This is a genomic window from Brevibacillus sp. NRS-1366 (assembly GCF_050467985.1).
Map to the genome: position 1 here is coordinate 460027 of NZ_JBITPN010000022.1, position 19863 is coordinate 479889.

Annotated in this window: 19 protein-coding genes; all 19 read right to left on the reverse strand. The window is 46.8% G+C overall.

The genetic code is table 11. The features are described 5' to 3' along the window. The 19 genes from ACIFQN_RS18935 to sucC all read right to left on the reverse strand — a co-directional run bounded on the left by ACIFQN_RS18935 (nucleotide 1) and on the right by sucC (nucleotide 19704). The gene (locus ACIFQN_RS18935) at nucleotides 1-1227 is read right to left on the reverse strand and encodes a flagellar hook-length control protein FliK (protein WP_429834577.1); all 1227 of its coding nucleotides are present in this window, start codon (nucleotides 1225-1227) and stop codon (nucleotides 1-3) included. A gap of 68 nt (nucleotides 1228-1295) precedes the next feature. Then, nucleotides 1296-2204 (reverse strand): MotE family protein, encoded by a 909-nt coding sequence (locus ACIFQN_RS18940; protein ID WP_429834578.1) that lies wholly within the window; start codon nucleotides 2202-2204, stop codon nucleotides 1296-1298. A 12-nt stretch (nucleotides 2205-2216) separates the two neighbouring features. After that, nucleotides 2217-2663, reverse strand: coding sequence for a flagellar export protein FliJ (gene fliJ, locus ACIFQN_RS18945; RefSeq protein WP_429834579.1), 447 nt, complete (start codon nucleotides 2661-2663; stop codon nucleotides 2217-2219). Between the two features lies 1 nt (nucleotide 2664). Continuing rightward, complete coding sequence (fliI, locus tag ACIFQN_RS18950) at nucleotides 2665-3984, reverse strand: flagellar protein export ATPase FliI (protein WP_429834580.1); 1320 nt, start codon at nucleotides 3982-3984, stop codon at nucleotides 2665-2667. Continuing rightward, nucleotides 3981-4799, reverse strand: coding sequence for a FliH/SctL family protein (locus tag ACIFQN_RS18955; protein WP_429834581.1), 819 nt, complete (start codon nucleotides 4797-4799; stop codon nucleotides 3981-3983). Before ACIFQN_RS18955 ends, fliI begins: the two co-directional genes overlap by 4 nt. Continuing rightward, entirely contained in the window at nucleotides 4783-5796 is a 1014-nt protein-coding gene (gene fliG, locus ACIFQN_RS18960; RefSeq protein ID WP_429834582.1) for a flagellar motor switch protein FliG, read from the reverse strand. Before fliG ends, ACIFQN_RS18955 begins: the two co-directional genes overlap by 17 nt. A 12-nt stretch (nucleotides 5797-5808) precedes the next feature. After that, entirely contained in the window at nucleotides 5809-7398 is a 1590-nt protein-coding gene (gene fliF / locus ACIFQN_RS18965) for a flagellar basal-body MS-ring/collar protein FliF (protein ID WP_429834583.1), read from the reverse strand. Between the two features lie 30 nt (nucleotides 7399-7428). After that, the gene (gene fliE, locus ACIFQN_RS18970; RefSeq protein ID WP_429834584.1) at nucleotides 7429-7728 is read right to left on the reverse strand and encodes a flagellar hook-basal body complex protein FliE; all 300 of its coding nucleotides are present in this window, start codon (nucleotides 7726-7728) and stop codon (nucleotides 7429-7431) included. A gap of 18 nt (nucleotides 7729-7746) precedes the next feature. After that, nucleotides 7747-8205, reverse strand: a complete 459-nt coding sequence (flgC, locus tag ACIFQN_RS18975) for a flagellar basal body rod protein FlgC (RefSeq protein ID WP_429834585.1) — start codon at nucleotides 8203-8205, stop codon at nucleotides 7747-7749. Nucleotides 8206-8207: 2 nt separating this feature from the next. Then, nucleotides 8208-8621 (reverse strand): flagellar basal body rod protein FlgB, encoded by a 414-nt coding sequence (gene flgB, locus ACIFQN_RS18980; RefSeq protein ID WP_429834586.1) that lies wholly within the window; start codon nucleotides 8619-8621, stop codon nucleotides 8208-8210. 382 nt (nucleotides 8622-9003) lie between these two features. Then, nucleotides 9004-9783: a GTP-sensing pleiotropic transcriptional regulator CodY gene (codY, locus tag ACIFQN_RS18985; protein ID WP_429834587.1), complete on the reverse strand. Its 780-nt coding sequence runs from the start codon at nucleotides 9781-9783 to the stop codon at nucleotides 9004-9006. 44 nt (nucleotides 9784-9827) lie between these two features. Beyond that, nucleotides 9828-11225 carry an ATP-dependent protease ATPase subunit HslU gene (gene hslU, locus ACIFQN_RS18990; protein WP_429834588.1) on the reverse strand — a complete coding sequence of 466 codons (1398 nt, stop codon included), beginning with the start codon at nucleotides 11223-11225 and terminating at the stop codon, nucleotides 9828-9830. A 19-nt stretch (nucleotides 11226-11244) separates the two neighbouring features. Then, nucleotides 11245-11787, reverse strand: a complete 543-nt coding sequence (gene hslV / locus ACIFQN_RS18995; RefSeq protein WP_049738763.1) for an ATP-dependent protease subunit HslV — start codon at nucleotides 11785-11787, stop codon at nucleotides 11245-11247. A gap of 16 nt (nucleotides 11788-11803) precedes the next feature. Further along, a complete protein-coding gene (gene xerC / locus ACIFQN_RS19000) occupies nucleotides 11804-12745 on the reverse strand; it encodes a tyrosine recombinase XerC (protein ID WP_429834589.1) in 942 nt (313 codons plus the stop codon). Nucleotides 12746-12818: 73 nt separating this feature from the next. Then, complete coding sequence (gene trmFO / locus ACIFQN_RS19005; protein ID WP_429834590.1) at nucleotides 12819-14120, reverse strand: FADH(2)-oxidizing methylenetetrahydrofolate--tRNA-(uracil(54)-C(5))-methyltransferase TrmFO; 1302 nt, start codon at nucleotides 14118-14120, stop codon at nucleotides 12819-12821. 41 nt (nucleotides 14121-14161) lie between these two features. Further along, nucleotides 14162-16240, reverse strand: coding sequence for a type I DNA topoisomerase (gene topA, locus ACIFQN_RS19010; protein WP_429834591.1), 2079 nt, complete (start codon nucleotides 16238-16240; stop codon nucleotides 14162-14164). Nucleotides 16241-16349: 109 nt separating this feature from the next. Continuing rightward, entirely contained in the window at nucleotides 16350-17453 is a 1104-nt protein-coding gene (dprA, locus tag ACIFQN_RS19015) for a DNA-processing protein DprA (RefSeq protein WP_429834916.1), read from the reverse strand. 143 nt (nucleotides 17454-17596) lie between these two features. Next, the gene (gene sucD, locus ACIFQN_RS19020) at nucleotides 17597-18499 is read right to left on the reverse strand and encodes a succinate--CoA ligase subunit alpha (protein WP_429834592.1); all 903 of its coding nucleotides are present in this window, start codon (nucleotides 18497-18499) and stop codon (nucleotides 17597-17599) included. A 44-nt stretch (nucleotides 18500-18543) separates the two neighbouring features. After that, the gene (sucC, locus tag ACIFQN_RS19025; protein ID WP_016743310.1) at nucleotides 18544-19704 is read right to left on the reverse strand and encodes an ADP-forming succinate--CoA ligase subunit beta; all 1161 of its coding nucleotides are present in this window, start codon (nucleotides 19702-19704) and stop codon (nucleotides 18544-18546) included. Nucleotides 19705-19863 lie beyond the last annotated feature (159 nt).

Here is a 19863-nt window from a genome sequence, read left to right on the forward strand (position 1 = left end):
CTAGACGATATCGTTGATACCGCGGGTTGTTTCTCTTAGACGATTCCATAAATCTTCGGTTGATTCAAGATTGTCCACCAGTGCATCCAGAGCAAATTCCTGCTCTTCCTGCTGCTGTTGATTACGACTATCTCCTTGCTGCTGCTGCCTAGCCTGTTCACGCTGTTGCTGGAAGCTAAATGCTGCTTCCTGCTGCTGATTCACTTCGAGGCGATCTACCTGCAGACCTTGCTGCGTCAATGCTGCACGAAGCTGGGGCAACTGGTTATCCAGCATGTCTTTACCCGCTTGCGTTTCTGCTTGGAAATGAGCTGTAATCACACCGTTATGGGACGTAATCGTGACATCAACTTGTCCAAGTGACTGTGGATTCAACACCAGCTTGGCCTCATGCACACCGTTCACTTGTGTAAGATTCATCTTGGTCACAAAAATCTGTGTGATTTGCTGCGTCAACTGGTTTGCATGAACCTGATGTGTTTGTACGCCCGGTTGCTGGGATGTCTGATTCGATTGCACCTGATTTGTTGCAGCAACAGGGGTTTGACCGCTGGCGAGTGAGAATCCTTCATCCGCATTGCTCTCTGGATTCATGAAACCACTCTGCAGAGTCGGCTGCACGGTTTGTGCCTGAATGCCTGCCTCTTGTTTATAAGCAGTGAGTCCCTGACTAATACGCAGTGGTTGAATCGCTTTGAAGGCTTCGTGCTGCTGATTACTCGAGTTGGTGATCATTTCGGAGCGGGAAAGAATTGCAGTCCGCTTCCCAGTCTCCGTATTTGTTTTCTGGTTTTTCAGTGCTTCGAGAAGTGCCGCCAGTTTTTCCAGTTGAGCTGTAGCTGGATCATCTTGAGGGAACTTGGCGATAACTTGCTTCCACTCTTCACCAAGTTGTCCAACATTCCCTTGCGTTTTGCCCAAGAACTGCTCGATTGCCGCCGTCTTTTCTTCTACTTGTGGCATAAGCTCTTCAGGGACGTTTTGACCGGATGCAAGCAGTTGGGAGAGTAACGCCATCATATCTTCCAGCGCCGCTAAATCTTCATCACTCAGCCCTTCAGGTGCCAGTGCTAGTTCTTCTGAGGACGGAATGTTTTGGAAGGCCTGAAGCATTTGCAAGGAGAACAGCTCGCCCAATCCTGCATTTCCTCCTCCTGTGGCTGCTCCGGCGGTCATCGCTGTGCTACCAGATGCACCCACAGGCGTTACTGGATTGGCTACATTCATCTCGTTCACCTCCTTTGATAATTTATTGTTGCTTATCAAAACGATAAAAGATCAGGTTTTCCTGTCCGTTATCGAAGCAACTCCTCAGTAATGCGTGCTGCCATGTTGTCATTATTCTTCTTGTCTGCCTTGGCAATCGCAGCTAGTGTTTGTGCCCTTCTATCCTCAGGCATTTCAGACATGATCGAAATTGCTCTCGCCTTGTTTGTTTGCATAAGGGAGCGAATCACAGCGGCTGAATCCTCTGCTGGCATCTGCGCAAACGTATTTGCTATTGATTCCTTGCTCTCGGTGCTTGCCCGATTGTCACGGGTTTCACTCAATGCTTTGGTCAATACTTGGACACGTTCTTGTAAAGCAGCAAGGTCATCATCTTTTGCCACAACAGAATCTTTTAACAAGATGGAAATGTCAGCAGCCTTCTTTGGATCCATTTTGGCTAAGATGTCTGCTCGCTGATTTGGCTTCATCTTGGTCATTACCGTTACTGATTCTTCCATACTCAGGTTTTCAATGATCGCAGCAGCGTTCTTCGCGGACATGGTCGTATAAACTTTGGCCAAATCTGCGTATTGCTGCTGCCGCTCTTCCTCAGTAGTCCGCTTCTCTTCACTCAGCTTTTTCAATTCCTGAATCTGATTTTCCAGCGCTTGAATGGTCGAATCTTTTTTGGCCGATTCCGCTTGCAGCGTGGAAAGAGCTTGTTGGTTCTTGGCTTGATCATTTTGCAGGCTGGTTACCTGCTTCTTCAAATCAGGCTTCTCATCCGTGCCGGGAGCCGCCGCATAATCGTCTGGGATTAGCTTTTCCACGTACGGTATGGAGTTGGCCCAGTTTAGAACATTGCCAAGCACGTTGACCCCCAGCAAGCTGAGGAGCACGCCGCCAAGGAGGCAGGCAAAAAGGGCAGGAATGACAATCATGTAAAAAAACCATTCCCACCTGCCGTACTCGCGTTCTTCTTGGATTTCTTCCATCGTGTACCTCCCTCAGTTGCTTCGACGAAGATAGAGCTGAGTGCCAATCTCGTCCAACTCTTTTTGCTCTCTTTGCTTTTCTGCGTCTAGAAATTGATGGAGAGATCGTTCACGCAGGCGATTCCATAGCTCGGACTCTTGCATCCGCTCCGTTAGGCGAGACTGACAGCGCTCCACATCCTGTTCGCACCCATTCAACGTCCGCCTTTGATTGGTTATAGACCTTGCTACAGATTGTTGATACTGCGTAATGGAAATGAGCTGCGCTGCACTGCAAGTCTGCTCTTGCACTTCCTGAAGCAGATGTGTCATTTGGTCATGGTGCTCATTTAATTGAAACAGCTTCCATTCTTCTTCGTTTTTCCGTTGAATGGATTTACCAAATGCCCACTGGGCCTGTTCTTTCTCTTTTTCCTTTAGATCCAGAACTTTTTGGAGATGAAACTGAAAAAACTTCACGCTAGTTCACTCCTCCGAAATGAGCTGTCAACGCTTTTATGGCGCTTTGCAGTGTGGAGGGCTCATGCGTCCCTTGCGCCGTAAACTCACGTATGACATCCCGATAACGAATTGCGGCATCAATTTCCCGATTGGTCCCTGGCTTGTATGCACCGATGTTGATGAGATCTTCTGCATCTCGAAAGATTGCCAAATGCCTTTTCAGTTGACGTGCAGCATCCTGATGTTCATCTGTTGCAATTTCACTCATTACCCTACTGACGCTGGCCATCACATCAATGGCAGGAAAATGACCTTTTTGTGCGATTTTCCGATCGAGTACGATGTGGCCGTCCAATATCCCGCGAACAGCATCCGCAATCGGATCATTCATGTCGTCCGAATCCACAAGTACTGTATAGAAAGCGGTAATGCTTCCACGGTCTGCAGTGCCTGCCCTCTCAAGCAGCTTTGGAAGAAGAGCAAACACAGAAGGCGTATAACCGCGTGTCGCAGGAGGTTCTCCAATTGCGAGGCCAACCTCGCGTTGAGCCATTGCAAACCGCGTAACCGAATCCATCATCAGCATGACATTCAAACCGCGATCTCGAAAGTATTCCGCTATCGAAGTAGCAATCATAGCGCCTTTGATCCGGATCATGGCAGGCTGGTCAGAGGTAGCAACGACAACAACCGATCTCTTTAGACCTTCTTCCCCAAGATCTCGTTCAATAAACTCCATAACCTCACGCCCGCGTTCACCAATCAGCCCGATGACATTAATATCTGCTGTAGTATTGCGGGCGATCATTCCCATCAAGGTACTCTTGCCCACCCCCGAACCCGCGAATATGCCGACCCGCTGTCCTTTTCCAATCGTCAGCAATCCATCAATAGCTCGAACACCTACACTCAAAGCTTCCTTAATACGCGGACGCAGAATCGGGTTTGGGGGTAAATTGTTCGTCGGAAAAGCTGTTAGTCCGAAAGGGAGTGACCCTTGGTAAGGGCGACCCAAACCATCTAGAACCGATCCGAGAATTTCTGGTCCCACCTTCACTTCAAGCGATCGACCAGTTGCTACAACATCGCAACCAGGTCCGATGGCAGTGAGCTCACCCAACGGCATCAGCAGAACCTTGTTTTCACGAAAGCCAACGACTTCCGCAATAATGGGCTCACTGCTATTCGTTGGAAACAGGTGGCAAATTTCGCCCAGCTTTACTTCAGGGCCTTGTGATTCAATAGTCAGTCCTACAACCTGCGTTACCTTTCCATTTACACGCAAGGGATCTAGTCCTTGTAATACTTGTTTGTATTTCGAAAGGTCGAGGATACTCATCCTGTCTCACTTCCTCGAGCAATGTCCAGCAGCGCTTGCTTGATTTCGCCCAGTTGTGTATCCACTCGTGCGTCCACACTCCCCAGCTGGGTGCGAATCACACATCCCCCATCCTGGACCGTGTAATCCGGGTAAATAGACAATTCAGCTTGTCCATCCAGTAGTTCGAGCAATTGGGAACGATGCTCTTGCACGTAATCAAAATATTGATGATTGACGCATACCGTTATCTGACCGTGGACACGTGATCTTCTAAGTACCTTTTTAGACATTTCCAGGACCTGCTCTGGTGACTGCTGGAGTTCAGCAACGATCACTTTTTTAGCTACCTCCATGCTCAACTCGACTAAAAATGGTTCAGCTTCGGCGATAATCTGTTCTTTAACATGGTAGGCCTGTTCCAAAATCGTCTTCGCTTTTGTAAGAGCTCCTATTTCATCCTCGTATGCTTGTCGCTTGCCTTCTTCATATCCAGCAGCGTGACCCTCGCGAGCAGCTTCTTCCTGGATTTGTTCGAACAAAGCTGCTGCTTCCGCCCGCTTTTGTTCCCACCATTGATCCATCTGCGCAAGTGCTTGCTGCTTCATTTGCTGAGCTTGTTCAGTGGCTTGTTGCAATATCTTCTGAGCCGTTTCTTCCGCGTCGGAAATAATGGTTTTTGCTTCTATTTCTGCTTGATTAATAATTTCTAGATTTTCTTGCAACCTTTCGGAACTTTGCTCCGTCTTAAATGGTACAGGCGTCACCGAGAGGATAATAGAATCCTCGGAAGGCCGATAATTGGCCACCTTGATGATCCTAGACAATGATATCATCTCCTCCACCGCGAGCGATGATGATCTCACCAGCCTCCTCTAAACGACGGATAATCGCAACAATACGCGATTGTGCCTCTTCGACGTCGCGAAGGCGAACAGGACCCATAAATTCCATTTCTTCCTTGAAGGTATCCGCCATCCGCTTTGACATATTGCGGAAAATAACTTCCCGTACCTCTTCGCTGGACACTTTGAGGGAAAGTTGTAGATCGGCATTCTCCACATCGCGGATAACCCGTTGGATGGAGCGATTGTCCAAAGTAGCGATGTCCTCGAAGACAAACATGCGCTTTTTGATTTCCTCGGCCAATTCAGGATCCTGAATTTCCAGGGAATCTAAAATAGTACGCTCGGTCCCGCGGTCAACACCGTTCAGTACAGCAACGATTGCTTCGATACCACCTGCTTGAGTGTAATCTTGCGTAACCGTAGCAGACAGCTTTTGTTCCAGCACTTGTTCTACTTGAGCGATTACTTCCGGCGACGTACTGTCCATCATAGCAATTCGCTTCGCTACTTCCGCCTGACTCTCTTGGGGAAGAGCGGACAAAATCATCGCTGCTTGCTGTGCTTCCAAATAGGACAAGACCAAGGCAATTGTTTGCGGATGCTCATTTTGAATAAAGTTCAGGATTTGACCAGGATCAGCTTTTCTGGCGAAATCAAAAGGCCGAACCTGCAAATTTGCTGTCAGGCGGTTAATAATATCCATGGCTTTGGTTTCACCCAATGCCTTTTGCAGAATATCTTTTGCGTACGTAATTCCACCTTGGGCAATTACTTCTTTTGCTACTGCGATCTGATGAAACTCGGAAAGAATTTTATCTTTTTCCTCGGTATCTACTTTGCGAACATTGGCGATTTCCAATGTCAGTTGCTCGATCTCATCTTCACGTAAGTGTTTGAACACCTGGGCAGAAATTTCCGGCCCGAGTGAAATGAGTAGAATAGCCGCCTTTTGTCGTCCGGTCAACTCTTTAGCGCCGCGAGCCATCACTTTCACTCCTTAATCTTCTGCTAACCATGTACGCAGTAGAACAACAAATTCATCTGGCTTGCTACGCGCCAACTTTTCAAGCTGCTTTCTAACCATTACTTGATCCCCGTCTTCTTGGTAGATCAAATCAGGGATTTCCATCGACTGTGATGGTGTCAGCAAGTCTTGAATATCATCCTCTTCTTGCTGCTGCTTGGCCTGAGTGCGTCTACGATAGACTAGGAATGCAACTGCTGCGAGAGCCAATACCGCAATACCACCCACAGTCCAAAGAACAGCAGGGCTAAGTGCACTCGAATCTTCTACAGCGACTTTTCCTGAGAATTGACGTGGCAAGACGGAAATATGCTTGTCCAGTTCTTCCTGGCTGAGATCCAGGCCTTGGTTACTCAGAGTCACGCGGACTACATTACGTAACACCTGCTTGATGCTCTCAACGGTCGCATCATCCAACTGACCTCCGGCTGGCGGTTCGACACCTACGTTAATCGTTAAGTCTTCGATCTTGTAAGGAGTTACGACTACGTTTCGTGTAATTCGGTTTACTTCTCGATTGATCGTATCGTTGATCTCTTCGTATTGACTGTTACTACCTTGTGGATTATTCCCCGGATAGCTTGGGACAGCATTCGCACCTGTGCCGGCCACTCCGCCTGGAGGCGTTCCTTGTCCGGAAAAAGCTTTGGATAATTTTTGAGATGAGATGATTAGGCCTTCGTTATTCTCTTTGTCAGGTGCTTCTACGAGATTTTCTACACGGTTTTCCTTATCAAAATTCATTTTGATAAATGCATGGACAATGACTTTGTCACGACCCATGATTGTTCCAAGTAGATTATACAGATTTTGCTGAATTTTCTTTTCCACTTCTGCTTTAATTTCTTCTTGCTGCTTGAAGCTGCTCAGTGTTCCCTCGTTTTCATTTCCTTCCACGCGCTCCAATGGATTAGAGTACTGGTCAGTAATTGCGATCGCTTCCATCGGCAACTTAGGAACACTTCGAGAAACAAGCAGATAAAGCGAGTTGATCTGCTTTTGTTCCAATGTAGTTCCTGGTTCTACATCGACGATGACCGAAGCTGTTGCCGAATCCGGGGTCTCGGTTACCCAAAGAGTTTCTTGCGGCAGCGTAATCATGACCTGTGCACTCCGTACACCTTTTACCCGCTCCAGCATTTTACGCAATTCCTGCTGAAGTGCTTCCTTCTTCATGACATCAAATTGGCGGTCTGTCACACCAAGCGTATTGGAAAAGATCTCTGCGTTTATTCCCGCTTGACTCGGTATACCTTGTGCTGCCAGATCTACAATGACATCCTGCGCCATCTTTTCGGGTACTTCAATGCTTGTTCCATTCCCTGTAATCCTGTATGGAATTTGGGAGCCCTCTAACTCTTTTTTGATCGTCCCGATTTCTTGTTCACTCAGCCTTTGGTTATACAAGGGCTTGTACACCGGTTGAGCTGCTATGTATATGTATAAGCCAAGCGAGATCAGAAGAAATAAAGTAATTCCGATAATCATCCATCTTTGTTTCTTCGTAAACTGGTTCCATTTAGTCGTAAGCTGTTCTCTGAATACTGCCAGACGCTCGTTCATGATTCACCTCTCACAGGATACCAACAACACTTAAATAGGCATGCGCATGATTTCTTGGTAAGACTCGATTACCTTGTTACGTACCTGTAAGGTCATCTGCAGCATAACCGAAGATTTTTGACCGGCTGCGGTTACTTGATGAATATCCTGAATTTGACCAGCAGCAAATTTGTCTCCCAGAATCGCCGAATCTACTTGAGCCTGATTTACCTGATTGATTGCATCTGATAAAAATGAGGTAAAGTCTTTGGCTAATTCTGCAGGTGTTTGGCTCTTGTTTACACCAGACGTTTGAATGGGACTAACTTGGGATAATGCTTGAATATTCATCTTTTACTTTTCACCCGCCTACCTGATTTCCAAAGCTTTCATCATCATTTGTTTGGTTGCATTAAAAGCAGTAACGTTCGCTTCATACGATCTGGATGCAGAAATGAGGTCAACCATTTCTTTCATCGGATCCACATTTGGCAACAATACGTATCCTTCTGCATCGGCATCGGGATGAGATGGATCATACAACCGTTTGAATGGCGTGTTATCCTCTTGAATGGCCGTGACTCGTACACCCTGCTCCGTGCTTCTGCCGGAGACATTGCCAACTGCCGCCTGTAAAAAGTTGTCAAATGACTCGCTCGTTTTAGGGGACAATTCAACCATTTTTCGTTTGTATGGCTGCCATGCCCCGTTAACAAAGTTCGCTCTAGTAGACTCAGCGTTCGCAATGTTGGAAGCAATGGTATCCATGCGCAAACGGTTAGCAGTCAAAGCCGAGGCACTTGTGTTCATTCCCTGAAACAAACTCATCCCTATTTACCCCCACCCTCAATGACACTTCGTAGTTTTTGATAGGATCCTGCAGTTAGCTGTGTCAGACCGCTGTACCAAATTTGGTTTTTGGCCAGTTCCGTGTTCTCTGACTCCATGTCTACATCATTTCCATTGTTCTGTACAAAGTTAGTCGGATTGGATACGACCTGCGGCACTGCAAAGCCTCCACTATTGGCAAATGGAAGATGCCGCTCGTTGGTTCGGTAAGCTGCCAGTTTTTGCTTCCCCACTACTCCGTTTAATTCATCTTGCAAATAATCTTCAAAGATGACTTGCTGACTTTTGAACCCGGGGGTATCTATGTTGGCAAGGTTGTTCGTGATCGTTCTATGACGCATCGTGGCAGCGTCCATCGATCGCTCTAGGACTTGAAGATGATAGCTTCCCAGCATTTTTCATTCTCCCCCTATATTTTCCAGTCGTTTCCTCAAATCTACCTAAATTTCCTGTATTTTCGACATCTAAGACACGCTTCAATCATAGCAAAACTGTAATAGTGAAAAAAGCCCCTTTTCATGAAGATTTTCAAAATGATTCAATCGCACTAAATCCCTGATCTTTCCTGTTTTTTTACTGCATTTGACAATTAACTGAATGATCTTGCCAGATTTTGTACAGAAGTTATGACGAATATACGCGGAAAAAACTGGTTTATCGTGTCGGTTTATGTTGTATTTAGGTATAAATACCCACGAAAAAAGGCATAGCAACATAAGTTGCTACGCCTCTTGTTTAGCCTCGTATAACTTTTGCTCTACGCTCTGGCGCCTTGCCTTAGGAGGTTTTTAGCTTCTCCAGCTCAGGTAACAGCTTCTCGTTCAGCACTTTAATAAATGTACCTTTCATCCCGAGAGAGCGAGACTCAATCACACCAGCACTCTCAAGCTTACGCAGTGCGTTTACAATCACAGAACGGGTAATCCCCACGCGGTCTGCAATTTTGGAAGCTACGAGTAGACCTTCTTTTCCTTCCAGCTCTTCAAAGATGTGCTCCACTGCTTCCAATTCGCTATAGGAAAGCGAACCAATTGCCATTTGAACTACCGCTTTGCTGCGAGCTTCTTCTTCAATTGCTTCGGAACGCTCACGCAAAATTTCCATTCCAACTACAGTTGCCCCTACTTCAGCCAGAATGAGATCGTCATCTACGAATTGGTCGTTGATGCGTCCCAAAATGAGTGTACCCAGACGGTCGCCGCCACCAATGATCGGTACCAATGTGGTCCAACCTGCACGGAAAACTTCTTTCATTTCTTCCGGGAAAATGGTGTATGGGCTATCTACATCCAGGTTTGCAGATGTCTCATCTACTTTCAAGAGACCCATGCTGTACTCTTCCGGAAAACGACGATCTTCCAACATTTTGCGAATACGTGCGTTTTCCATTTCTTGATGAATAGCAAAACCAAGAAGTTTACCTTTGCGGCTTACGACAAACGTATTCGCTTCAATTACGTCACTTAATACTTGTGCCATTTCGTTGAAATTAACGGCATGACCTGCAGATTTTTGCAGCATGCGGTTAATTCTTCTTGTTTTCGTTAGTAGATCCATCTTTATTTCCTCCCAGTGTCTGTGTGTTACCTACCCAATCATCGTTACAAAATATATTGACTTAAATCTTTGTTCCCCACGATGGTACCTAGTTTTTGACGTACGTAATCTGGGGTAATCTGCACAACCTCCAGGTGAATTTCTGGGGCTTCAAAGGATAGATCCTCCAAGAGCTTCTCCAGTATGGTATGCAAACGTCTTGCTCCGATGTTGTCCGTACTTTGATTCACCTCAGCGGCAAGGCGTGCAAGCTCGGAAATGGCTTCTGGTGTGAATTCAACATGGACACCTTCTGTTTCCAAAAGGGCAACGTACTGCTTCAGAAGTGCATTTTTGGGCTCCGTCAAAATTCGAACGAAGTCCTCCACGCGAAGGCTAGTCAGCTCCACCCTGATTGGAAAACGTCCTTGAAGCTCTGGAATGAGATCGGATGGCTTCGCCATGTGAAAAGCTCCTGCAGCGATAAACAAGACGTAATCGGTCTTGACTGGACCATATTTGGTCATAATCGTAGAGCCTTCCACAATGGGCAAGATATCACGCTGAACCCCTTCACGGGACACATCAGGACCACGGCCATCTTTTCCTGCAATCTTGTCAATCTCGTCAATAAAGATAATCCCGTGATTTTCTGCCCGGCGTATCGACTCCTGCGTTACTTCATCCATATCCACCAGTTTTTGCGCTTCTTGTTGAATTAATACCTTTCGCGCATCTTTAATTCGCAATTTTCGCTTCTTCGTCCGCTTCGGCATCAGGCTTCCGAGCATATCTTGCATTTGCATCCCCATTTGTTCTGTACCCGGAACCTGGAACATATCAAACATCGTTGGCGATTGATCTTCCACATCTATCTCAATGATTTGCTCTTCCAACTGACCATTCGCCAGTTGCCAAGCCATCTGTCTGCGCTGTTGTTCCACAGAGGCTTCTTCTGGATCATTTGCAGTTGGTTGTGTTTGTTGCTGTCCGCCGAAGAACATCTCCAATGGATTTTTAAATGAGCTCTGCTGTTTACGTGATGGAACCAGCACGTGGACAATTGCTTCATTTGCAAGCTTTTCCGCTTTCTCTTTAACCGACTCCATTTTTTCTTGCTTGACAGTACGAATGGAGGCTTCCACCAGATCGCGAACCATTGACTCTACATCTCGTCCTACATAACCAACTTCCGTGAATTTGGTCGCTTCTACCTTGATAAAGGGTGCTCCAGAAAGCTTGGCAATCCGACGAGCAATTTCCGTCTTCCCTACACCAGTAGGACCGATCATCAAGATATTTTTCGGAACGACTTCGTCTATCATCTGTTCAGGCAAACGACTGCGACGGTAGCGGTTACGAAGCGCTACGGCGATGGCTTTCTTGGCTTGTGCCTGCCCGACGATGTATTTGTCCAAATGCTCTACAATCTTACGTGGGGTTAATTGCTCAAGATTCAGCACAGAAAGTCCTCCCTTTCGCTCAATTCAACTCATCCACAACGAGATTGTTATTCGTGAACACGCAGATTTCGGCAGCAGTTCGAAGTGATGCTTCCGCAATTTCTCTTGCGCTAAGATGGGGTGCATACGTCTTTAATGCTCTTCCAGCAGCCAAAGCAAAGCTGCCTCCGGAACCAATTGCCAAGATTCCATCATCCGGTTCAATGATTTCTCCGTTTCCAGATATGAGCAGTAAATGATCCTTATTCAGCACAATCATCATCGCTTCCAGACGACGTAGTATTTTATCCATGCGCCACTCTTTGGCCAGCTCGACAGCGGCACGCTGCAGATTACCGTGGTATTCCTCCAGCTTCCCCTCGAACTTTTCAAAAAGCGTGATCGCGTCGGCAACAGATCCAGCGAAACCTGCCAAAACCTCTCCGCGATAGAGGCGTCTTACTTTTTTGGCACCGTGTTTCATTACCATGCTGTTCCCAAAAGTGACCTGACCGTCTCCGGCCATCGCTACGGATCCATTATGCTGTATGGCGAAGATTGTTGTTGCGTGAAACTGTTCCATCACTGATTCCTCCCGTTTATGTCCGATTGGCGGAACCGGTATCGCGCGGATTTGCACGCGGATGAGCGGTGTCATATACATGGCGAAGTCGCTCTTTGGTCACATGCGTGTACACCTGTGTCGTCGAGACATTGACATGCCCCAGCAATTCCTGAACGGTCCGCAGATCTGCACCTCCATTTAGCATGTGGGTTGCAAATGTATGCCGAAACGTATGAGGCGATACACGCAAATGCAGAGCGTACGTGTCAACGTATTTGTCTACAATCCGGCGAACACTGCGGTCGGATAGCGGCTCTCCACGATAATTAACCAGTAAATTGCCGTGGTCTTCTTTTCCTGCCAGCAGTTTTTCTCTTCCATACTCTAGGTATTGCCGAAGAACGTCACAAGCATAACTGCCAACCGGCACATAACGTTCTTTTGCCCCTTTTCCATAAACGAGAGCGACTCCCATGTCTGGATTAATGTCCCCCACGGAAAGTGTGACAAGTTCCATGACACGCATGCCACTAGCGTACAGTAGTTCAAAAATCAGCCGATCACGAATTCCTAGTGGAGTGGATGTGTCTGGCAGATCAAAAAACGCCTGGACTTCTTGTGGATACAGAAAGGAAGGAAGTTTCTTCTCCATTTTCGGAGTGGAGACGAGTTGGAATGGATTTTGTTCCAGCTTACCTTCACGCAATAAAAAGCGATACAAGCTTCGCAAGCTGGAGAGCTTACGTGCAATACTTCGCCGTGAAAGCCCCCTCCCCACTAATTGTGCAAGAAAGGAGCGACCATGCAAATAAGAAACAGCAGCAAATACAGTGATTTGGTGCTGTTCCATAAAGGAGACAAATTCGCTGATATCTGCCACATACTGCTTTACCGTATGAGGAGAGGCGTTTTTTTCGACTCGCAAATAACGGGTAAACATCGCAAGATCCGCAGAATTCTGTTGCGAAAAGTCCATACGGGATGCACCCTCCTCGAAGCACCTATATAGTAACACAGTCGAAAATATGATATCAACGTTAATTGTGTCGTTATTGTGTAAAATTCTGAATTGTATCTAGCGCCCGCTCAGCCAATTTTTCATTTTTTTCTCGCTTGTTTCGAATTCGTTCTGGCAATTCGGGAACTAAGCCGAAATTGGCGTTCATCGGTTGAAAATGATTGGAGTCAGCGGTCGTGATATAACGCGCCATGCTGCCAATGACCGTCTCAGGAGGCAGGACTAAGAGTTCCTCCCCTTTTGCCAGTCGAGCAGCATTCATTCCAGCCATAAGCCCTGAAGCAGCAGACTCTACGTACCCTTCCACACCTGTCATTTGTCCGGCAAAGAAAAGGGTGTCGCGGTCTTTGTACTGGTAAGTTGGTTTCAAAAGCTTTGGAGAGTTGATAAATGTGTTGCGATGCATAACTCCATAGCGTACGATTTCGCAATTTTCCAGTCCAGGAATCAAGGAAAAGACGCGTTTTTGCTCCGGCCATTTTAGATGGGTTTGGAAACCTACGATGTTATATAGGGTTGCAGCACCATTATCCTGCCTCAGCTGAACGACTGCATAAGGCTTTTTACCTGTTCTCGGGTCAGTAAGTCCTACCGGCTTCAGTGGTCCAAATACCATTGTCTGACGACCGCGCTTGGCCATGACTTCAATCGGCATGCAGCCTTCAAAGAAGATTTCTTTCTCAAATTCCTTTAACGGAACTGCTTCTGCCGCTATCAGTTCATCGTAAAAACAATTGAACTCTTCCTCTGTCATTGGACAATTCAAGTACGCTGCTTCGCCTTTATCGTAACGGGAAGCAACGAAAACCTTGTTCATGTCAATGGAATCCTTTTCCAGAATTGGAGCAGCCGCATCGTAGAAGTACAAGTATTCCTCACCAGTCAGCTCTTTTAACTGCTTCGAAAGAGCCGGGGAGGTCAAAGGACCTGTGGCAATCACAACGATCCCTTCAGGAATCTCGGTAATTTCCTCCGATACGACCTCAACCAGCGGATGATTTCGAACCGCCTCTGTAACATAGTCGGCGAACTCATGTCGGTCTACAGCCAGCGCTCCACCTGCCGGTACAGCACAACGATCCGCCGCATTAATAATGACGGAGCCAAGTCGTCGCATTTCTTCCTTTAGAACACCAACCGCATTCGTCAAGGTATTTGCACGCAAAGAGTTGCTGCATACCAATTCTGCGAATTTGTCTGTATGGTGAGCAGGAGTCTGTGTTTTCGGTCTCATTTCATACAACTTCACTGGAACACCGGCCTGAGCAATTTGCCAAGCAGCCTCACTGCCTGCCAGTCCAGCGCCCACAACGGTAATCGTTGGTAGTGTCATGCTGTTAATCCTCCAAACCTGCAGAAATCTGATAAACCCTTTTATGAATCAGCTTCTTCCTGATAATCGCATTTCGTGCAAACGACGCTAACACCTTGTTTCTTGCGTTTTTTCTCTATGAGCATGCTTGAGCATTTCGGGCACGGTCTGGCAATCGGTTTGTCCCAAGAAACAAAATCGCACCCTGGATATTGGTTACACCCATAAAATATGCGGCTCTTCTTAGATTTACGTTCGATAATCTCTCCGGTTTCACATTGTGGACATTTTACTCCAGTTTCTTTTACAATCGGCTTGGTATTGCGGCAATCCGGGAATCCAGAGCAAGCGAGGAATTTCCCGAAGCGCCCCAATTTGTATACCATGACACTGCCACAAAGCTCGCATGATTCATCTGACTCTTCATCTTTGAGCTCTACTTCTTTCATCTCTTCTTCTGCCACAGCTACCCGTTTTGCAAAATCTCCGTAAAACGCGTCCAAGATTTGGACCCAATTAGTGGAGCCTGCTTCGATGTCATCCAATCCGGATTCCATATGAGCGGTAAACTCGACATTGAGAATTTCAGGGAAAAACTCCTCGATGAGTGTGATAACAATTTCACCCAGCTCTGTCGGAACAAACCGCTTTTCCTCAAGCGCTACGTATCCGCGTTTTTGTACGGTTTCCAGCGTAGGCGCATAGGTGGAAGGCCGACCAATGCCCATCTCCTCGAGCGTTTTTAACATACGCGCTTCAGAATAACGCGGCGGAGGCTGTGTAAAATGCTGGCTCGGTTCAATTTCTTGTTGTTCCAGCGTTTGCCCTTCTTCGATCGGAGGCAGGTAACCTTCCTCTTCCGTACCGTCGTCGTTTCCTTCAATATATACCTTCATAAAACCAGGGAACTTCACTTTAGAACCAGTCGCTCTAAATGTGACTCCTCCTGAATCAATATCCACGCTCATCGTATCCAGTACTGCCGATGACATTTGGCTGGCGAGGAAACGCTCCCAGATCAACCGATACAAACGCAGCTGATCACGCGATAAAAACTCCTTGATTTCATCAGGCGTGCGAGCCACCGCTGTTGGTCTGATCGCTTCATGGGCATCTTGCGCATTTTCGTTTTTGGCCTGCGTACGTGGTTCAGACAGGACATACTCTGCACCAAATTTTTCAAGTATGTATTCTTTCGCTTCATTCTGCGCGGTTACAGATAGACGGGTCGAATCCGTACGCATATACGTAATCAAACCCACAGCGCCTTCCTTATTGCCTACATCAATACCTTCGTACAGCTCTTGGGCAATCCGCATGGTCTTTGCAGTTCGAAAGTTCAGCTTGCGCGCCGCTTCCTGCTGCAGTGAGCTGGTGATGAACGGAGGTGCCGGATTTCGCTTGCGCTCACGCTTCGTAACCTTTTGTACGACATAAGGATGGTCTTTCATCCGCTCGAGGACTTGTTTTACATCCTCTTCTGACTTTAGTTCTACTTTTTCATCGCCATAGCCGTAAAATTTAGCTTGAATTTCTTTTCCGTTACTTATCAGCTTACTGACGATTGACCAGTACTCTTCAGGAATAAATTGCTGAATTTCACGTTCCCGGTCCATGATCAATTTAACGGTTACCGATTGTACGCGGCCAGCACTTAACCCTTTACGAACCTTTTTCCACAAGATAGGGCTGATGTTGTAGCCTACAAGACGATCCAAAATACGGCGTGCTTGTTGGGCATTCACCAGATCCATATTGATATGCCGCGGGTGTTTGAACGCTTCTTTGATGGCGTCCTTGGTAATTTCATTAAACACCACACGAAGTGGCTGACTCATGTCCAGCCCTAAGTATTGTGCCAAATGCCAGGCAATTGCTTCCCCTTCGCGATCCGGGTCAGCCGCCAGATATACTTTTTTGACTTTCTTGGCGGCATCTTTCAGGGCCTTCAATACATCGCCTTTACCGCGAATGGTTATGTATTTAGGTTCAAAGCCACGTGTTACGTCTACACCCATCTGACTTTTCGGGAGGTCGCGCACATGACCCATGGACGCTTTTACAATATATTTGCTGCCTAGATATTTTCCAATGGTTTTCGCCTTCGTAGGGGATTCTACGATTACGAGCGTGTCAGCCATTTTTTTCCTCCCCTTTTAGTAAGGAATCTTCCCTATTATTAAATATGCTTATCCGATTTGTCAAACACTTGCAAGACTTAGGGGATGTAAGGGTAGGGGAGAGAGCCGCTTAACGCTTTGCGAAATACCCCCCTGGCAGTGCGACAATTGCACCCTTTGCCTCGAGTCTGATGAGTACCTGATGGAGATTTCTACGCATGTCTGGCTCCAGTAGACCGACCAAGTCGTCTGCATGAGTGCCCTCGTGAGAAATGACTGATACGATCGCCTTTTCATCAGGTTCTAGTGCCGAAGCGGATGCTGTGGTAGTTTGATTATCATTTGATTTACGAGCCAGCGAAACCCCCAACTCATCCAAAACATCAGAGCTTCTTGTTACTAGCTTTGCTCCTTGTTTGATCAAGTTATGCGGGCCAGCGCTCACTGATGAAAAAATCGGCCCTGGAATTGCAAAAACTTCACGTCCTTGCTCTAATGCACAATCGGCCGTAATCAATGATCCGCTCTTCTCTGCCGCTTCCACAACCAGAACACCCAAACTTAAACCGCTAATAATCCGGTTACGTTCGGGAAAAAGACCTGGCACTGGCGGCGTTCCAGGTGGATGTTCGGAAATGAGTAGGCCTAAAGATGCGATTTTTTGATAAAGCAACCGGTGACTTGCCGGATAAATCTGGTCAATTCCACACCCTAAGACGCCTACCGTCTTCCCACCTGCTGCAAGCGCGGTCTGGTGTGCTTCGCCATCAATGCCATGCGCCAAGCCAGAAATGATCACGAGTCCTGCCTGAACCAATTCCTTGACTAAATAAGCGCAGCTAGCCTTACCGTACGGGGTAGGCCTTCGTGAACCAACCACTCCAACCGCTGGCTGCTGCAACAAATGAATGTCTCCACGATAAAACAAGGTAAGCGGTGGATCGGGAATATGACGTAATAAAACTGGATAATCGTCGTCAAAACAACACATGTAATCTACACCTTTTGATGTACGTTCTTGCAGCAATTGGTATACCGATTCTATTCTTGTCTGCCGTTTCACCGCTTTTCTGAGCGGCGCAGTCAGCTTTAGTTGATCAGCAACATGATCCCAATTGTCCACTGTCGTACCAAAAGACCCAGTTGCTTCATAGATGGCCCTCAGCCTTACTCGCCCCAATCCAGGTATCAACGCCAATACATACAGCCAATCTCTTTCTGTTACTTGTCCCATCAACACGCCTCACTCTCCCTGTCTGTTGCTCTGTTTTACTACCCAGACAGTATCGAGTGCTATTTTATCGAAAGACAGTGGTCGCTTCAAAAATAAAAAGCGGACAAGGCCTGAAGCCTGTCCACTTTTTGAAAACGATTAGCTTATTTGCTCATTACTTTGTCGAGCATTCCACGCTCAGTCAACAGTTGAACCAAAGTTTCACCGATAACTGCAGGTGTTTTCGCTACGCGTACGCCACATTCTTCCAGCTTCGCGATTTTTTCAGCGGCTGTACCTTTACCGCCGGAGATGATCGCACCAGCGTGACCCATGCGTTTTCCTGGAGGTGCAGTTTGTCCGCCGATGAAGCCTACAACTGGTTTTTTCATGTTCGCAGCGATCCATTCTGCTGCCTCTTCTTCCGCAGTACCACCGATTTCACCCAGCATGATTACTGCTTCTGTGTCTGGATCCTCATTGAACATTTTCAGTACATCGATGAACTCCATACCTTTAACAGGGTCCCCACCGATACCTACAGCAGTGGATTGACCAATGCCGCGAGTAGAAGTTTGGTGTACTGCTTCATAAGTCAAGGTACCAGAGCGGGATACGATACCCACTTTACCTGGAACATGGATGTAACCAGGCATGATACCGATTTTGCACTCGCCTGGAGTGATAACGCCAGGGCAGTTTGGTCCAACAAGAAGGGTTTTCTTGCCTTCCATGTAGCGCTTAACTTTTACCATGTCCAGTACTGGGATTCCTTCTGTAATGCAGATAACCAGATCCAGTTCAGCGTCAACCGCTTCCATGATCGCGTCAGCAGCAAATGGAGGAGCAACGTAGATTACGGAAGCAGTTGCACCCGTTTTTTCTACTGCTTCTGCTACTGTGTTGAAAATAGGAATACCGTCAACCTCAGTGCCACCTTTACCCGGTGTTACACCGCCCACCATTTGTGTACCGTATTCAACGGCTCCGCGAGTGTGGAAAAGGCCCGTTGCACCCGTAATACCTTGCGTAATTACCTTTGTATTTTTATTAACAAGAATACTCATCGCGTAATTTTCCCACCTTTTTTGACGTATCTACTCGCCTAAGCTTACTTCACCAAGGATACGATTTTTTCAGCGCCATCCGCCATAGATTCAGCAGCTACGATGTTCAGACCAGACTCGTTGAGGATTTTCTTACCCAGATCAACGTTAGTACCTTCGAGACGAACTACGAGAGGTTTGTCCAGTTTGATTTGTTTCGCTGCATTCACTACGCCGTTTGCGATTACATCGCACTTCATGATGCCGCCGAAAATATTGACGAAAATACCTTTTACTTTTTCGTCACGGAGAATAATTTTGAACGCTTCTGTTACTTTTTCTTCAGTAGCTCCGCCACCAACGTCAAGGAAGTTAGCAGGGTCTCCACCATAGAATTTCACGATGTCCATAGTTGCCATAGCCAGACCAGCACCATTTACCATGCAACCGATGTTACCATCGAGAGCAATGTAGGACAGATCAAACTTGGAAGCTTCGATTTCTTTTTCATCTTCTTCATCCAGATCGCGCAGAGCCACGATATCAGGGTGACGATAGAGTGCGTTGCTGTCGAAGTTCAGTTTAGCATCCAGTGCCATTACTTCACCGTCGCCAGTAACAACCAGAGGGTTGATTTCAGCAATAGAAGCATCTTTATCAACAAAAGCTTGGTACAAGCTCATCATGAATTTGGCAGCTTTGTTAATCAACTCTTTTGGAATATTGATCGCATAAGCCAGACGACGAGCTTGGAAGCCGTTCAGACCAGTTACCGGATCTACTACTTCTTTGAAGATTTTTTCTGGAGTATTTGCTGCTACTTCCTCAATGTCCATACCGCCCTCTTCAGAAGCCATCATTACGACGCTTCCAGTTGCACGGTCAACTACAACACCTACGTAGTATTCTTTTTTGATGTCGCAGCCTTGCTCGATCAGAAGACGCTTAACTTCTTTGCCTTCCGGTCCTGTTTGATGAGTAACCAGTACTTTGCCAAGAATTTCACTGGCATATGTACGAACTTCATCCAGATTTTTTGCAACTTTTACCCCGCCTGCCTTACCACGGCCACCAGCGTGAATTTGCGCTTTTACTACGTTTACTTGGGTGCCCAGTTCTTTCGCTGCTTCAACAGCTTCTTCCACTGTGAAAGCTACGCGTCCTTCAGGAACTTTTACACCGTACTGCTTAAGTATCTCTTTACCTTGATACTCATGAATGTTCATTCTCCATCCTCCTATGGCAGATAAAGATCGGCAGGCTTTTAGACCGGTATTGAGACATACTGTAACATACTGTCTCCCCCAGTCTTAAAGCACCACTATCAGTGCAACGTTACTATTCTACGACAAAAAATGCAAAAGTGGTAGTAATATGTTCTCCTT